Source organism: Streptomyces sp. NPDC006733 (genome assembly GCF_040636125.1).
GTDB lineage: Bacteria > Actinomycetota > Actinomycetes > Streptomycetales > Streptomycetaceae > Actinacidiphila.
Window position 1 is genome coordinate 15,330 of the sequence record NZ_JBEYJD010000033.1, and the last position, 15,083, is coordinate 30,412.

General features: G+C 73.7%; 16 protein-coding genes. 9 read left to right on the forward strand and 7 right to left on the reverse strand.

The genetic code is table 11. The features are described 5' to 3' along the window. Positions 1-8: 8 nt before the first annotated feature. Together ABZ721_RS26900 and paaK are read right to left on the reverse strand one after the other, a co-directional pair. Positions 9-677 carry a hypothetical protein gene (locus ABZ721_RS26900; RefSeq protein ID WP_358791287.1) on the reverse strand — a complete coding sequence of 223 codons (669 nt, stop codon included), beginning with the start codon at positions 675-677 and terminating at the stop codon, positions 9-11. 115 nt (positions 678-792) lie between these two features. Beyond that, entirely contained in the window at positions 793-2,127 is a 1,335-nt protein-coding gene (paaK, locus tag ABZ721_RS26905; RefSeq protein ID WP_358791288.1) for a phenylacetate--CoA ligase PaaK, read from the reverse strand. Positions 2,128-2,286: 159 nt separating this feature from the next. Here paaK and ABZ721_RS26910 point away from each other — a divergent pair, with 159 nt between their 5' ends. The 3 genes from ABZ721_RS26910 (at position 2,287) to ABZ721_RS26920 (ending at position 6,003) form a co-directional block, all read left to right on the forward strand. Then, a complete protein-coding gene (locus ABZ721_RS26910; protein ID WP_358791289.1) occupies positions 2,287-3,801 on the forward strand; it encodes a fatty acyl-CoA synthetase in 1,515 nt (504 codons plus the stop codon). A gap of 67 nt (positions 3,802-3,868) precedes the next feature. Continuing rightward, the gene (locus tag ABZ721_RS26915; protein ID WP_358791290.1) at positions 3,869-5,140 is read left to right on the forward strand and encodes a VWA domain-containing protein; all 1,272 of its coding nucleotides are present in this window, start codon (positions 3,869-3,871) and stop codon (positions 5,138-5,140) included. Continuing rightward, positions 5,140-6,003 carry a hypothetical protein gene (locus ABZ721_RS26920; RefSeq protein WP_358791291.1) on the forward strand — a complete coding sequence of 288 codons (864 nt, stop codon included), beginning with the start codon at positions 5,140-5,142 and terminating at the stop codon, positions 6,001-6,003. Before ABZ721_RS26915 ends, ABZ721_RS26920 begins: the two co-directional genes overlap by 1 nt. 21 nt (positions 6,004-6,024) lie before the next feature. Here ABZ721_RS26920 and ABZ721_RS26925 read toward each other — a convergent pair whose 3' ends face one another. Further along, the gene (locus tag ABZ721_RS26925; RefSeq protein WP_358791374.1) at positions 6,025-7,140 is read right to left on the reverse strand and encodes an oxidoreductase; all 1,116 of its coding nucleotides are present in this window, start codon (positions 7,138-7,140) and stop codon (positions 6,025-6,027) included. A gap of 120 nt (positions 7,141-7,260) precedes the next feature. Next, positions 7,261-7,626, reverse strand: coding sequence for a nuclear transport factor 2 family protein (locus ABZ721_RS26930; RefSeq protein WP_358791292.1), 366 nt, complete (start codon positions 7,624-7,626; stop codon positions 7,261-7,263). A gap of 342 nt (positions 7,627-7,968) precedes the next feature. Between ABZ721_RS26930 and ABZ721_RS26935 the strand changes: the two genes are divergently transcribed. The 6 genes from ABZ721_RS26935 (at position 7,969) to ABZ721_RS26960 (ending at position 13,397) form a co-directional block, all read left to right on the forward strand. Then, positions 7,969-9,855 (forward strand): glycoside hydrolase family 15 protein, encoded by a 1,887-nt coding sequence (locus ABZ721_RS26935; protein ID WP_358791293.1) that lies wholly within the window; start codon positions 7,969-7,971, stop codon positions 9,853-9,855. A 63-nt stretch (positions 9,856-9,918) separates the two neighbouring features. Next, positions 9,919-10,362: a DUF6325 family protein gene (locus ABZ721_RS26940; protein WP_358791294.1), complete on the forward strand. Its 444-nt coding sequence runs from the start codon at positions 9,919-9,921 to the stop codon at positions 10,360-10,362. Positions 10,363-10,415: 53 nt separating this feature from the next. Continuing rightward, on the forward strand, positions 10,416-10,703 hold the full coding sequence (locus tag ABZ721_RS26945; RefSeq protein ID WP_358791295.1) for an SHOCT domain-containing protein: 288 nt from the start codon (positions 10,416-10,418) through the stop codon (positions 10,701-10,703). A 78-nt stretch (positions 10,704-10,781) separates the two neighbouring features. Further along, a complete protein-coding gene (locus ABZ721_RS26950) occupies positions 10,782-12,143 on the forward strand; it encodes an MFS transporter (RefSeq protein WP_358791375.1) in 1,362 nt (453 codons plus the stop codon). Positions 12,144-12,353: 210 nt separating this feature from the next. Next, a complete protein-coding gene (locus tag ABZ721_RS26955) occupies positions 12,354-12,701 on the forward strand; it encodes a hypothetical protein (protein WP_358791376.1) in 348 nt (115 codons plus the stop codon). 51 nt (positions 12,702-12,752) lie between these two features. Further along, positions 12,753-13,397: a GAP family protein gene (locus tag ABZ721_RS26960; RefSeq protein ID WP_358791296.1), complete on the forward strand. Its 645-nt coding sequence runs from the start codon at positions 12,753-12,755 to the stop codon at positions 13,395-13,397. A 28-nt stretch (positions 13,398-13,425) separates the two neighbouring features. On the opposite strand, the gene ABZ721_RS26965 is transcribed toward ABZ721_RS26960, so the two are convergent. From ABZ721_RS26965 to ABZ721_RS26975, 3 genes are read right to left on the reverse strand one after another with little or no spacing between them, the layout of a single operon-like run. After that, on the reverse strand, positions 13,426-13,737 hold the full coding sequence (locus ABZ721_RS26965) for a hypothetical protein (RefSeq protein WP_358791297.1): 312 nt from the start codon (positions 13,735-13,737) through the stop codon (positions 13,426-13,428). 31 nt (positions 13,738-13,768) lie between these two features. Next, complete coding sequence (locus tag ABZ721_RS26970; RefSeq protein ID WP_358791298.1) at positions 13,769-14,404, reverse strand: hypothetical protein; 636 nt, start codon at positions 14,402-14,404, stop codon at positions 13,769-13,771. Positions 14,405-14,456: 52 nt separating this feature from the next. Beyond that, entirely contained in the window at positions 14,457-15,068 is a 612-nt protein-coding gene (locus ABZ721_RS26975) for a hypothetical protein (protein WP_358791299.1), read from the reverse strand. Positions 15,069-15,083: the final 15 nt, after the last annotated feature.

Here is a 15,083-nt window from a genome sequence, read left to right on the forward strand (position 1 = left end):
CGCCCGGGTCAGGAGCAGGTGCGTACCGCGTGCCAGCCGACGAAGGTGTGCCGCAGGACGATGTCGAACCGGCAGGCCGCGGTGCCGTCGCCGTTCAGCTGCACCGTCGTGTCATGGGTGTTGGCGTACCAGTCGCCCGTGACGTCGAAGATGCCCCGGTAGCCGAACTCCGCGTGGGCGGTGACGCTCGCCGCGGCCTCGGTCGTGCCCACCGTCCTGACGGACCAGCCGGCGTCCCAGGGCTCGCGGTTGTTGTGGGTGCTCACCCCGGTCACGGCATGGGCGACCCGGCCGTCGACGGTGTCCCAGGTGGTCGTCGTGTAGAGGGCCGTCATCAGGATGTTGCAGCAGTCGTACATCTCCGACGAGCTGCGCACCTGGTGCGCGGCGGTGCCGGTCGCGGCGGTGCGGGCCGCGGAGCCGGCCGGGGCGGGGAGCAGGCGCACGGCGCCCAGGTGCGGGACGCAGTCGGCCCCGACGCTGACGTCCTGCCGCGCGGTCGTCCCGGCGGGCGGTACCGGCAGCGAACCGGAGAGCCGGACATCGGTGCAGGCGGTGTCCGGGCGGCCGGATCCGGCCGCCGCGGCCGGGCCGGAGGGCGACGCGGTGGCCGTGCCGGCCGCCACGGTCAGCATGGTCATCGCGGCCGCCGCCGCGAGCAGGATCCTGGTGCGCATGGTGGCTTCTCCTCCGTCGGGTCGGGGGGAAACCTAACAGGGCGGCCACCCGCGGAAGTTGATCTACGGGCCTTTGGCGGAAAACCGACGGGAGCGCGAGCGCGCGGCCCGGGGGCTACGCGCCCGGTCGCGGCTCCCGCTCGTCGATGACGCGCTTGAGCTTGCCGACCGAGCGCTCCAGGGTCTCCGGGTCGACGACGGCCACCTCCACCGTCACCCCCACCCCGTCCTTGACGCCCTGTGCGATGGCCGCCGCCGCGGCGGTCCGCTGGTCGGCGCTCGCGCCGGGCCGGGCCTCGGCGCGGACGGTGAGCCGGTCGAGCCGGCCCTCGCGGGTGAGCCGCAGCTGGAAGTGCGGGGCCACGCCCGGGGTGCGCAGCACGATCTCCTCGATGGCGGTGGGGAAGAGGTTCACGCCGCGCAGGATGATCATGTCGTCGCAGCGGCCGGTGACCTTCTCCATCCGGCGGAAGGGCCGCCGGGCCGTGCCGGGCAGCAGGCGGGTCAGATCGCGGGTGCGGTAGCGGATGACCGGCATCGCCTCCTTGGTGAGGGAGGTGAAGACCAGCTCGCCGCTCTCGCCCGGCGCCATCACCCGGTCGGTCAGCGGGTCGACGACCTCGGGGAAGAAGTGGTCCTCCCAGATGTGCAGCCCGTCCTTGGTCTCGACGCACTCCTGCGCCACGCCGGGGCCGATGACCTCGCTCAGCCCGTAGATGTCGACGGCGTCGATGCCCATCCGGTCCTCGATCTCCCGGCGCATCTCCTCCGTCCACGGCTCGGCCCCGAAGATGCCGGTGCGCAGGGACGTCGAGCGCGGGTCGATGCCCTGGCGCTCGAACTCGTCCAGCAGCGTGAGCAGGTACGAGGGGGTGACCATGATGATGTCCGGCCGGAAGTCCTGGATGATCCGCACCTGGCGCGCGGTCATGCCGCCGGAGGCCGGGATGACGGTGCAGCCCAGCCGCTCGGCGCCGTAGTGGGCGCCGAGGCCGCCGGTGAACAGGCCGTACCCGTACGCGATGTGGATCTTCTGTCCCGGCCGGCCGCCGGCGGCGCGGATGGACCGGGCGACCATGTCCGCCCACATGTCCAGATCGGCCCGCGTGTAGCCCACGACGGTCGGTGCGCCGGTGGTGCCGCTGGACGCGTGGATGCGGCGGATGTCCTGCTCCGGCACGGCGAACATGCCGAACGGGTAGTTGTCGCGCAGGTCGGCCTTGGTGGTGAAGGGGAACCGGGCGAGGTCGGCGAGCGTGCGGCAGTCCTCGGGCGCCACCCCGGCCGCGTCGAACGAGGTCCGGTAGAACGCGACGTTGTCGTACGCGTGCCGCAGCGTGGCCCGCAGGCGGCGCAACTGCAGGTCGCGCAGCTCCGCGCCGCTCAGCTGCTCCCCGGCGTCGAGGAGGGTGCCGTCCGCTCCCGACCGATCGTTCGGTTCTGTCGTCACGGGCTCAAGTAACCAGGATCCGCTCCACGGGTCAAGAGACGCGCGAAGATCCGCGGCGACCCGACCCCCCCGGGTCCCGCGCACCGAGCGGGAGTGCTTGACCCGGGCACCCGTGCCGTCCGAAGGTGGCCCGGGCAGGTCCACCAGCGGGGAGGCGTCATGGTCGCGGTGCACGGCAGTACGGTCGACGGGGTGCTGCGGCGCAGCGCCCGGCGGGTGCCGGACCGGGTGGCGGTGCGGTTCGCGGACCGGACGTGGACCTACCGGGAGCTCGACGAGGCGGTGACCGCGGCGGCGGCCGTCCTCCTGGAGCGCGGCCTGCGCCCCGGCGAGCGCGTCGCGGCGTACGGGCACAACTCCGACGCCTACCTGATCGGCTTCCTGGGCTGCGCGCGCGCCGGGCTGGTGCACGTGCCCGTCAACCACCACCTGGCGGGCGAGGACCTCGCCTACCAGCTCCGGCAGTCCGGCAGCGCGCTGGTGCTCGGCGACCCGGCGCTGCGCGACCGGCTGCCCGGCGGCGTCCCCGTCCTGCCGCTCCGGGACGACCCGGGGTCGCTGCTCGCCCTGCTGCCGGCCGCCGGGCCGGCGACCGGTGCGCCGGAGGTCGGGGCCGAGGACCTCGCGCAGCTGCTCTACACCTCCGGGACCACGGCCCTGCCCAAGGGCGCGATGATGACGCACCGCGCGCTCGTCCACGAGTACGTCAGCGCCGTCACCGCGCTCGGCCTGGCGGAGGGCGACCGGCCGGTGCACTCGCTGCCGCTCTACCACTCCGCGCAGATGCACGTCTTCCTGCTGCCGTACCTGATGGTCGGCGCGGAGAACACGATCATCGCGGGGCCCGACCCGCAGACGGTCTTCGACCTCGTCGAGGAGGGCCGCGCGGACAGCCTGTTCGCGCCGCCCACCGTCTGGATCGCGCTGGCCAACCATCCGCAGTTCGCCGACCGCGACCTGAGCGGGCTGCGCAAGGCCTTCTACGGCGCCTCGATCATGCCCGTCCCGATCCTCCAACGGCTGCGCGCCCGGCTGCCGCACCTCGCCTTCTACAACTGCTTCGGGCAGAGCGAGATCGGCCCGCTCGCCACCGTGCTCGGCCCGGACGAGCACGAGGGCCGGATGGACTCCTGCGGCCGTCCGGTGCTGTTCGTCGAGGCGCGGGTGGTCGACGAGGCGGGCAAGGACGTACCGGACGGCACCGCGGGCGAGGTCGTGTACCGCTCGCCGCAGCTGTGCGAGGGGTACTGGGACAAGCCCCAGGAGACGGCGGAGGCGTTCCGCGACGGCTGGTTCCACTCCGGCGACCTCGCCGTGCGAGACGCCGAGGGCTACCTCACCGTCGTCGACCGGGTGAAGGACGTCATCAACTCCGGTGGCGTGCTGGTCGCGTCCCGGCAGGTCGAGGACGTGCTCTACGGGCATCCGGCCGTCGCCGAGGTCGCCGTCGTGGGACTGCCCGACGACCGCTGGATCGAGGCGGTCACCGCGGTGGTCGTGGCGCGCGGCGAGGTGACCGAGGGCGAGCTGCTGGAGTACGCCCGCGGCGAGCTCGTCCATTTCAAGGCGCCCAAGCGGGTGCTGCTCGTCGACGAACTGCCGCGCAACGCGAGCGGCAAGATCCTCAAGCGCGAGCTGCGCGACCGCTTCACGCCGGGTCCCGGCACGCCCTGACGCGGGGCGCCCGGCCGGGCAAGGGCCCCGATTTCCCCCCGGAGTTGGCGGTCACTAAGCTCCCCGGATGATCACCAAAAGACGGCTGGCGGCCGGCCTGTGCGGCCTTGCCGCGACACTCGCCGCCGGACTGTTCCCGGCGTCCGCCGCCGCGGACGAGCCCACAGCGCAGGAACCCCCCAAAATCGACCTGGTCCTGGACGTCAGCGGGTCGATGAGCGCGCGGGACGTGGACGGCAAGTCGCGGATGTCCGCGGCGCAACAGGCGTTCAACGACGTGCTGGACGCGGTGCCGGACGATGTCCGGCTCGGCATAAGGACGTTGGGGGCCACCTACCCCGGCAAGGACATGAAGATCGGCTGCCAGGACAGCAAGCAGCTGTACCCGGTGGGCCCGGTCAACAGGACCGAGGCGAAGGCGGCCGTCGCGACGCTGCGCCCCACCGGCTGGACGCCGATCGGGCTGGCGCTGCGCGGTGCCGCGCAGGACCTGGCGGGCGGTGACGCGACCCGCAGGATCGTGCTCATCACCGACGGCGAGGACTCCTGCGGCCAGCCCGACCCCTGCGACGTCGCCCGTGAACTCGCCGCGCAGGGCACCCACCTGGTGGTGGACACCCTCGGCCTGGTGGCGAACGACAAGATCCGCAAGCAGCTGAGCTGCATCGCGGAGGCGACCGGCGGCACGTACACCTCCGTGCAGCACACCGACCAGCTCTCCTCGCGCATCAAGCAGCTGGTACGCCGCTCCGCGCAGACCCCGCCGGTCGTCCCCAAGGCGGTCCAGGGCTCGGCGCAGTGCGGGAACGCGACGGGCATCACGCCCGGCGTCTGGACCGACCGCGAGGAGTTCGGGCAGCACCGCTACTACAAGGTCGCGGTCAGCGACGGCCAGGAGCTGCGCGCCACGGTCAGCGTCGGCGCCGACCGGGCGGTCAACACCGACTACGGCGTCCTGCTGCGCGCGGTCAGCGGCGAGGGCCAGGAGCTGGTGCGGGGCTCGGACGCCGGCAGCGGCCGGACCGACGTCATGTCCTCGGGGCTGCGCTTCGTCTACCCCGAGAAGGACGACGACTCGGGCGACGCCGCTGCGCACACCGTGTGCCTGGAGGTCAGCAACTCCTTCTCGGCGCCGGACGCCGTCAAGCGCACCCCGGGCCTGCCCGTCGAGCTCACGCTCGACCTGGTCGACGCCCCCGACGAGGCCGGTGACGTCGCCGCGTTCGGTCTGGGCCGCGGCTGGGTGCTGCTCGGCGTCCTGGCCGTCACGGGTCTGCTCGCCGGACTGATCTGGGGCTGGCTGGCCCGCTGGCGCGTCGCCGTATGGAGGAGCAACTGATGCGTACGACACGTCTGATCACCGCCGCGCTGCTCACCGGGGCGGCCCTGCTCGGGCCCGCCGCGACCGCGCTGGCCGACACCCCGGGCGCCACACCCAGTACGGGCGGTAGCACGGACAGCAGCGCGAGCCCCGGCGCCGAGGAGGAGGCCGCGCCCACCGAGGCCGGCACCGCCTTCCGCACCGCCACCGCGATCCGGCAGAGCCAGGCCGCCACGGCCGCCGCCTCCACCGGCGACTACCTGTACTGGATGTTCCCGGCCGCCGCCGGGCAGGTCCCGACCGCCAAGGCCACGGTGACGCTGCCGGAGCAGGCCTCCCGGCACGGCGCGCAGACCTGGCAGCTCGACGTCTACGACGGGCTGCGCCGCCGCCAGCCGTGCGTCTCGGGCGACCGGACGGTGCGCAGCCCCGACGCGGGTCCGTCGGTCACGCTCACCTGCACCCTGCGCACGGTGCGGCCGATGGCCGACACCCGGTCCAACGACCCGCTGCCCGGCGCGTACTACGTCCGGCTGACCGTCGTCGATCTGCCGGCGGAGGACCTCGGCCAGCCGTTCAAGGCGGAGATCCTGGCGACGACGAAGGACGCCGGGGGAGCGCACTCGGAGGGCGGCGAGCTGGCCGTCCCGCTGACCCCGGCGGGGCAGCCGGACGCCCTCGCCGCCCCGGAGGGCGGCTGGACGTCCGGCTGGTGGACCGACCGCTGGCTGTGGACCGCGGGCGGAGGGGTGCTCGGCGCGCTCGCCGCGATCGGCGGCTACACCCTCACCCGGGGGCCGCGCCGGTCCGCGTCCGGCCGGGTACCGGCCCAGGGGCCGCACAGCGGCTCCCGGGACGCGGAGGCGTACTCCAGGCGCTGAGCGGCGCCGTCTGAGGGGCTGTCAGGAGGCGGCCAGGGTGAGTCGGGCGACACGGCCCTTCTCACCCGCCGCCCAGCAGCTCAGGTCGGGTGCGCAGTCGACCGTGTCGAAGGACCCGGAGTCGAACTGCCGCCAGCCGCGGCCGGAGTCGAGCGTCAGGTCGCTGCCGGTCGGTCCGACCGCGATCGCGGCGAAGCCCAGGTGCGGGAGCCAGGCGACACCCGACCGGTACGCGCGCGGCGGCGCCGTGGACGCCGTCCAGGTGGCGCCGCCGTCCCGGCTGACCGCTGCCGCCCGGGGCGAGGCCTGGTCGGCGCGGTAGTCGCCGCCGACGGCCAGGCCGTGCCGGGCGTCGCGGAAGGCGAGGGCGAAGACGCCCTTGGCGGAGTCGCCGGCCGGGATCACGGTCGGCGCCGCCGTCCACGTCAGGCCCCGGTCGCCGGAGTGCAGCACGCGGGAGTCCGCGCCGCCGCCGGTGGCCAGCCACACGTCACGGCCGCCGGACGTGACCAGGCACTGGCCGCTCGCCGCGAAGGAGGCCTCGCCGGCCTGCGCGGCGGGCATGCCGGCGGAGGGCAGCACGTGCCAGCTGCGGCCGCCGTCACCTGTCGACAGGATCCGGTACCTGCCGTCCACCGGGTCGCTGACGGCCAGTCCGTTCCGCGCGTCGAAGAAGGCCAGGCAGTCGTAGAACGCCTTCGGGTCGGGGTTGCGGAAGGTCTCGGTCCAGCTGGCGCCCCCGTCCTCGGTCCGGTAGACGCGGGAGGCGTCGCCCTCGCCGATCGCCAGGGCGACCGCGTGCCGCGCGTCGAAGGCCTCGATGTCGCGGAACTCCAACTCCGCCGCGCCCGGCGGCGAGACGTCCTTCCAGCCGGCGCCGCCGTCGGTGGTCCGCAGGATGGTGCCGGCGGATCCCGCCACCCACGCCGTCCTGCTGTTCACCGCCGACAGGCCGCGGAAGCGGGAGGTCTTCCCGGTCGCCCCGAGCTCCCAGCCGAGCCGGGGGCCGGCCGCCTTCGCCCCGTCCACCGCGCCCGCTCCGTCCGCCCGCGGGCCCGCCTGCGCGGGCAGCGCGGCCACCGCGACCAGCGCCGCCCCGCACAGCCCGATCGTCACCGTACGTCTCACTATCCCCATGGCACTCATGCCGCGGAACGTAGCCGACCCCCTCGGCGCCGTCCAGACGGCACCGCGCGGGGGTCGGTGGTGTGCACCCGCGGGCCGGGCGGCGGGTACGCCCCTCAGGGGGCGCCCCGGTCAGGCGGCCGGGACCTTGTCGAGGAACCCCAGGACGCTGCGCAGCCGGCCCTCCTCGGTCAGCACCGCGACGTCGAACCCGATCACCAGCGACTCGCCGCCGGCCGGGCCCAGCTCCCAGGCGAAGCGGGCGATGTTGTGGTGGGCGTCCACCGGCCCGCCCAGGGTGAAGACGAGCCCGGGGAACTGCGCCTGCACGGCGCCGATGGTCGCGTCGATCGCGTCGCGTCCCTCGGCGACCACCAGCGGGTCGGTGTAGGCGGCGTCGTCGGCCCACAGCTCGTCGATCGCCGCGCGCCGGGCGGCCGGGTCGGTCTCGTTCCACGTGGCGAGGTAGCGCTCGATGACGTACTGGGTGTCGCTCATGTCGGTGTCTCCCTGCGGTCGGTGCGTCTCTGCGGTGCTGGGTGCGCCGCTGTGTTCCTGCAGGTCAAGACGGTACGCAGCGTGGACGTACCCGGAATCCGTCATCGTTAGGTACTTCGCGCGCGGCGTTCGGGGCACGCGCGGCGGCCCCGATAGCGCCCCGATCGCACCGGGCGTAGCGTGGTCAGCGGACCAGGGAGGTTCCCGGAGTCCTGAGGGCGGTGGCACGTCGGCCACGTGCGTGCCGCCCGCGCACACCGCTCGGCCGCGTGACACGCCCGCGGCAAGTGGCCGCTCCGCCTGCGGTCCTGCTCACGTGGCCTTCGAGCAAGGGAATCGACCATGACCGATTCAGGCTTTCCCCCGATCTCCGACTACGCGTTCCTCAGCGACTGCCACTCGACAGCCCTGGTGAGCCGCGACGCGTCCGTGGAATGGGCGTGCTTCCACCGCTTCGACGGACGCTCGGTGTTCGCCAGGATCCTGGACCGCGACCGCGGCGGCCACTTCCGCATCGCCCCGGTGGGGGAGTACACCGTCACCCGGCGCTACCTGCCCGACACCAACGTCCTGGAGACGGCCTTCGCGACCGCCACCGGGATTGTCACGGTCACCGACTGCCTTCCGGTCCGCGCCGATCCCGACCGCCCGGGGCGCGTCGCCCGCCGCCCGCCGGACGGGCTGCTGCTGCGGACCGTGCACGGTGTCTCCGGCACCGTGGAACTGGCCCTGGAGTTCGTCCCCCGCTTCGAGTACGGGCTCACCACCCCCTTCATCGAGCTCTCGGAGGAGGATCTGGCCGTGGTCACGGGAGGCCCCGACTCGCTGCTCCTGCAGAGCGAACTGGGGCCGCTGACGGCCGACGAGAGCGGCGTGTGCACGTCCCGCGCGAGCGTGGTCCAGGGGCAGGTGGCCTATGTTGCCCTCAGCTACGCGCCGGCCGGAACGCTGACCGTCGGCAGGATCCCGCGCACGGAGCTGCGCGACCACCTGCGGGAGACCGTGGCCTTCTGGACCGACTGGGCCGCCCGCTGCACCTACCGGGGCCCGCACCGCGACGCGGTGGTCCGCAGCGCCCTGGTGCTCAAGGGGCTCATCTACGACGAGACCGGAGCCGTCGCCGCGGCGCCGACCACCTCACTGCCCGAGGAGATCGGCGGCGAGCGCAACTTCGACTACCGCTACACCTGGCTGCGCGACTCGTCCGCGATGCTGGCCGCGCTGGGCGCCATCGGGTACCTGGACGAGGCCCGGCGCTTCGCGGAGTGGCTGCTGCGCACCACCGCCGGCCGGGCCGAGGACCTGCAGATCATGTACGGCATCGGCGGGGAACGGCTGCTGCACGAGGTCGACATCGACCACCTGGGGGGATACCGGGGGTCGCGCCCGGTCCGGTTGGGCAACGGCGCCTGGAACCAGTTCCAGCTCGACACCTACGGCGAACTGCTGGCGGCGTCCTTCCTCATCCTGAAGCTGCGCGGCGCCGACACGCTGACCCCGCGCGCCGCCCGCTTCCTGTGCGACGTGGTGGAGCTGAACATCGAGCGGTGGCGGGAGGCCGACGAGGGGATCTGGGAGATCCGCGGCGGACGGCGGCACTTCGTCTTCTCCAAGCTGATGGCCTGGCTCGCGGTCGACTGCGGTCTGCGCATCCTGGACCTGAACCCCGCTCTGACCGAGGACCCGCGGACACGCGAGCGCTGGCAGGACGCGCGCCAGGAGATGCGCACGGCCCTGGAGACCCGCGGGGTGGACCCGAAGACCGGGGCCTTCCTGCAGGCGTTCGACCACGACGAGCTGGACGCCTCCGCCCTGCAGGTGGGACTGCGGGGCTTCCTGCCGCCCGACGACCCGCGGATCCTGGCCACGATCGACCGGATCGAAGCCGAACTGACCCGCCACGGCCACGTCTACCGCTACCTCGGCGCCGACGGCCTGGAAGGGGAGGAGGGCACCTTCGTCTTCTGCACGCTGTGGATGGCCTCCGCCCTCGCCCGCGCCGGCCGCACCGACGCGGCCGAGACGTACCTGACCCGCGTCCTGGACCGCGCCAACGACCTCGGCCTGCTGGCCGAGGAGATCGAACCCGGCACCGGGGAGCAACTCGGCAACTTCCCCCAGGGGTTCAGCCACCTCGGCATCATCGGGGCCGCGCTGAACCTGGCCGCCGCGCAGCCCGGTGCCGCCGGCCCCTGGATCGACCGGTGGAAGGACCTGCAGAGCCACTGAGGCGCGGTGACACCACCGCGCGGCGGGACCCGTCCCGCGCGACGCAGCACACGAGGAGGCGGCATGAGTGACGAGTTCAACGAAATGGGCCCCATCGACTACCTGGTGATCGAGTTCCCCGGCAACCGGATGACCGGCGAGGGACTGCCGCTGCTGCTGGACCTGGTGGACCGCGGCATCATCCGGATCCTGGACCTGACCTTCGTCAGGAAGGAACCGGACGGTTCGGTGGCCGGCATCCAGATCGGCGACCTGGACGGGGACGGCGTCGCCGAGCTGACCGTCTTCCAGGGGGCTTCCTCGGGGCTGGTGCAGCAGGACGACCTCCGCGAGGTCGGCGCCGCCCTGGAGCCCGGGTCCTCCGCCGGGATCCTGGTGTACGAGAACCTCTGGGCGGCACCCCTCGCGACCGCGCTGCGCCGCGGCGGCGCCCAGCTGGCGGCCGGCGGCCGCATCCCCGTCCAGGCCCTTCTCGCCGCCCTGGACGCCACCGAAGCGGCTGCCTGATCCCGCCGGGACCGGGCAGCGGGAGCGAAACCACCTGACGGAAGGAGAAGGCCATGGGTCTGCTGAGAGGAGTCGCCCGCACCGCCGTGGTCGCGGGCACGGCGACCGCGGTCTCGAACCGGGTCTCACGACGACAGGCCGGGCGGTGGGCCCAGCAGGGCCGGCCGCAGGTCCACGACGAGCCGGTGGACGCGGCGCCTGCCGCAGCTCCCGCGGCGGCCCCGAGCGGGGGCATGGACGCAACGATCGCCCAGCTCAGGGAACTCGGCGAACTCAGGTCCCAGGGGGTGCTCACCGACGCCGAGTTCGAGACGCAGAAGGCCCGGATCCTCAACACCTGACTCCCGGATCGGGCCCGCGCGGGGCTGTCCGCCGGCCTCGGGAAGGACTTCGTGGTGACCGCAGCAGCGACCCCCTCCATGACCTCGGCGGTGCGGCGGCGGGTGCTCGCCCCGCTCGCGCTGGCGCAGTTCATCTGCAGCTTCGCCGGTTCGAACATGAACGTGATGATCAACGACATCAGTCGCGACCTGGACACCAGCGTGCAGGGCGTCCAGGTGGCCATCACGGTGTTCCTGCTGGTCATGGCCGCGCTGATGATTCCCGGTGGCAGGGCGACCGACCGCTTCGGCCGCAAGCGCTGCTTCCTGGCGGGCCTGGCGGTGTACGGGGTGGGCGCGCTGCTGAGCGCGGCGGCGCCGGGGCTCGGCGTGCTGATCCTGGGGAACTCGATCCTGGAGGGCATCGGTACGGCCCTGCTGATCCCGCCGGTCTACATCCTCACCACGCTGCTGTTCCACGACCTCACCGCCCGCGCCCGCGCGTTCGGCGTGATCATGGCAGCGGGCGGGGTGGGCGCCGCGGCCGGGCCGCTGATCGGCGGGCTGATCACCTCCGGGATCGGCTGGCGGGCGGCGTTCGTGTTCCAGGCCCTGGTGATCGCGGTGATCCTCCTGCTGAGCCGCTCCGTCCCCGATCCCCTTCCCCCGGACCCCGCACGCTCCTTCGACGTGCGCGGCGCCGTGCTGTCCGCGGTCGGCCTGGTCCTGGTCGTCCTGGGCATCCTCGCCGCCGACGACAACCTGTGGCTGACGGCCGCGTCGATGGCGGCCGGCGCCCTCGTGCTGGCGTGGTTCCTGCACTGGGTGCGCGGCGAGGAGCGCGCCGGCCGCGAGCCCCTGCTGTCCGTCGGGCTGTTCCGCAACCGGGCCTCCAACCTCGGGCTGATCACCCAGAACCTGCAGTGGCTGCTGCTGATGGGCACCTCGTTCACGGTGGCCACCTACCTGCAGGTCGTCCGCGGCTACGACGCCGTCCAGACCGGGGTGATCTTCACCGCCGCGACGCTCGGCGTGCTGTCCTCGTCCCTGGCGGCCGAACGGCTGGCGAAGCGCCGGCCGCAGCGGACGCTGGTCATGGCGGGGTTCGGGGCGTGCGTCGTCGGCGTCGGCGTTCTCCTCGCCCTGGTCAGGGGTTCGCCGACGCCCTGGGCCTTCGCCCCGGGGCTGCTGCTGATCGGGCTGGGCCTGGGGGTGATGCTGACGCCCTCCGTCAACGTGGTGCAGTCGGCCTTCCCCGAGGAGCGCCAGGGCGAGATCTCGGGGCTGTCGCGCAGCGTGTCGAATCTCGGCTCGTCCTTCGGGACCGCGATCGCCGGCACCATCGTCGTGTCCGGCCTCAGCGCCCACGCGTACGCGACGGCGATGGCTGTCCTCGCGGCGGTCGGGCTCCTCGGCCTGGCGACCGCCGCCCTGCTGCCGCGCGGCAGAACACCGACCTGACCAGCGTTTTCGCCCCAGGAAGCGGAATCGTCACTGTCGTGGAACGCTGGAAGTGGAGCTGCCGCAAGGCCTGCTCGCCGGGCCGGCAGGCTCCCCCGACCATGGGAGGCCATCATGGCTGACAATCTCAACCCGCCGAGGACCGCGACCGCCCGGAGCGGCGGCACGTCCTTCGCCGAGCAGTCCGGCTGGACCGTCTTCGCGGCGATCATGATGATCTTCGGCGGAGTCATGGCGATCCTCCAGGGGATCTCCGCCATCGCCGAGGACGACCTGTTCGTCACCACCAACAACTACGTGTTCGAGTTCGACCTGACCAGTTGGGGGTGGATCCACCTCGTCCTCGGCATCGTCGTGCTCCTCGCCGGCCTCGCCCTGTTCACCGGAGCGCTGTGGGCCCGCGCCGTGGGCGTCGTCCTCGCCGGGCTCAGCCTGATCGCCAACTTCATGTGGGTGCCCTACAACCCGTTCTGGGCGCTCGTCCTGATCGCCCTCGACATCTTCGTCATCTACGCCCTGTGCAACCCCGCACGGCGCGCGGCATCGGTCGGCTCCTGACCGACGGGAGCGGGCGGACGCGCGCGTCCGGCCGGGTGGGCGGAGACAGCCATGGTGCTCGACCTCATCCTCCTCGGAACGGCCATCACCGCGGGGCCCCTGCACAACACCGCCTTCATCCTGCTGCTCTCGGGACCCGGAGGGGTGCGCAAAGGGATCGTGTTCATCCTGGCCTGGCTGGCGTGCCTGGTGCTCGTCATCGCCGCCGTGACCCTGATGACCGGCGGCGAGCCCCTCGTGCACCGCAGCGTGCCCTCCACCGCCGCCCTGGCCCTGAAGCTGCTGCTGGGCTCCGGGATGCTGTACTACGGCGTCCGCAAGCGGCGCCGCGGGAAGCGGCCGCGCCGAACCCCCAAGCTGTTCGCGCGACTCGACGACGCCTCCCTGTGGATCGCGGCCGGGCTGGGAGTCCTGCTGCAGCCGTGGGGCCTGGTCGCCGCCGGCGGGGCGACCGTGGCGCAGGCGAACCTGTCGTCGGCCGCGACCTGGCTGGCGCTCTTCGGCTACGTGCTGCTGGCCACGTCCAGCCTGCTCGTCATGGAGCTGTACGCCACCTTCCGGCCGGCCGCCGCCGCGACCGGACTCGGCAGGCTGCGCGCGTGGATCGAGGGGCACCAGGACCAGGCGATCGTGAGCCTGCTGCTCGTCGTCGGGGTGTGGCTCGTCGGGGAGAGCCTCTACGGACTCGTCGGCTGAGCCGCGCCGGCCGGGGGCCGCGCCGCGGTCAGGTCGTGGCCCCGGGGTCGGCCCCGGGGTGGCTCCAGGCGTCGAGGAGGTGGCCGGAGAGCAGGTGGATGATGCGGGCGTCGGTGTCGGCCTCCCGGCGGTAGCGGTGGCAGCCGCGGAGGGCGGTGCCGAGACGGCGGAGCAGTACCCGCCGCTCGCGCTCGTGCCGTGCCGCGGCGGTGAGGGCGCTGTCGGCGGCCATGACCAGGGCGACGTTCGCCTCGGCCAGGTGCCGCTTGGCGGCCGCCAGCTCGGCGAGCGCCTGCTCGACGCGGGCGTCCCGGCGGCGGGTGGTGGTGAGGGTGAGCACGCGATCCTCCTGGGACCGGTCGGGGGTGCAGTCATGAGCCGTCGCCCTCCGCGGTCGGGGCGGCGGGCGGCGGGGGATGGTCGGGGCAGCGCCAGCCGGGGGCGAGACGGGTCCAACCGCGCTCGCGGGCGAGCCGCTCCCACTCGCCGCGGTGGCAGCGGGCGCAGCCGATCCACGCCGTGTTGAGCACGTACCAGCGGTGCCCGCGGTCCTCGTGCCGCACGAGGAATCCGGCGTCGGCGAGCTGCGCCAGGTCCTTGCGCCACTGGTGCGGCGGGCGCGTGATGCCGAGCTTGCGGTAGGCCCGCCCCGCGCGACGCGTCGTCCACTGCACGGAGGCCGGGCGCGCGGTGATCTCCTCGCGGAGCCGCGACAGCGGGTCCGCGACCGGGGCGACGGGGTGGCAGAGGGTGCAGCGCGGGCAGCCGGCGCACTCCAGCCGCTGGTCGCGCGGGCAGCGGCACAACTCGGTGGCCAGGACCGTGCGGTAGCGCTCGCACTCCGCGAGCAGCAGCTCCCGCTCGGCGTCCAGCGCCTCGGCCTGCCGGAGCAGGTCGCTCTCGGCCGCCGTCACCGGCTGCCACGGCGAGCCGTCCGGGGATGTCGGGCGGACGAACCGGGTCGCGCGGACCGCGTCCAGGAAGGCCGAGGTCAGCGGGTACCTCACGAGGCACCCCCCGGGCGGTCGCCGCAGCCCGCACACGGCGGTGTCGTGGCGGTCACCGGGCGCCGCCGTCCGACGGGGGTGTCCGGGTGCGTGCCGCTATCCACTGCGCCGCGGCGGTGAGGGACGGCAGGTCGGTCTCGACCGTCGTCCAGCGCAGCCGGTCGCTCCCGTAGGGGCCGCACGGGCTGGGGCCCACCACGGCGTCGAAGCGGCTGCCCCCGCGCGGGCCCTGGCGGCGGCCGATCCAGCCGATCACGTCCTCCTCGCGGAGCCGCTCGACGCGGGTGCGGCTCACGAGGAACTCGTAGGGGCCGGGGTCCAGGCTGTGCAGGAGGGGCGAGCTGGGCCAGAGGTACAACCCGGCCTCCTGGCGGGGCCGCTGCCCGGTCGCGAGCTCCTGCGCGCTCGACCGCGTCAGCTGCTCGGCCTCGGCGGCGAGCAGCCGCGCGGTCCCGCAGGACGGGCACACGATGCGGACCGTGGTCTCGGAGTACCGGTCGCCGTGCTCGCACTCCTCGGCCGGGCACCGGTGCTCGGGCCCGCCGTGGCGGGGCCGGTACAGGTTGAACTCGGTGCGCGTGTCGACCGCCCAGGACGGCCGGCCGCAGCCGTCCGCGTGCTCCAGCTCGGTCCATCCCAGGTAGGCGTCCTGAGCGCTGGTCATCGGGCGCCACCGCCG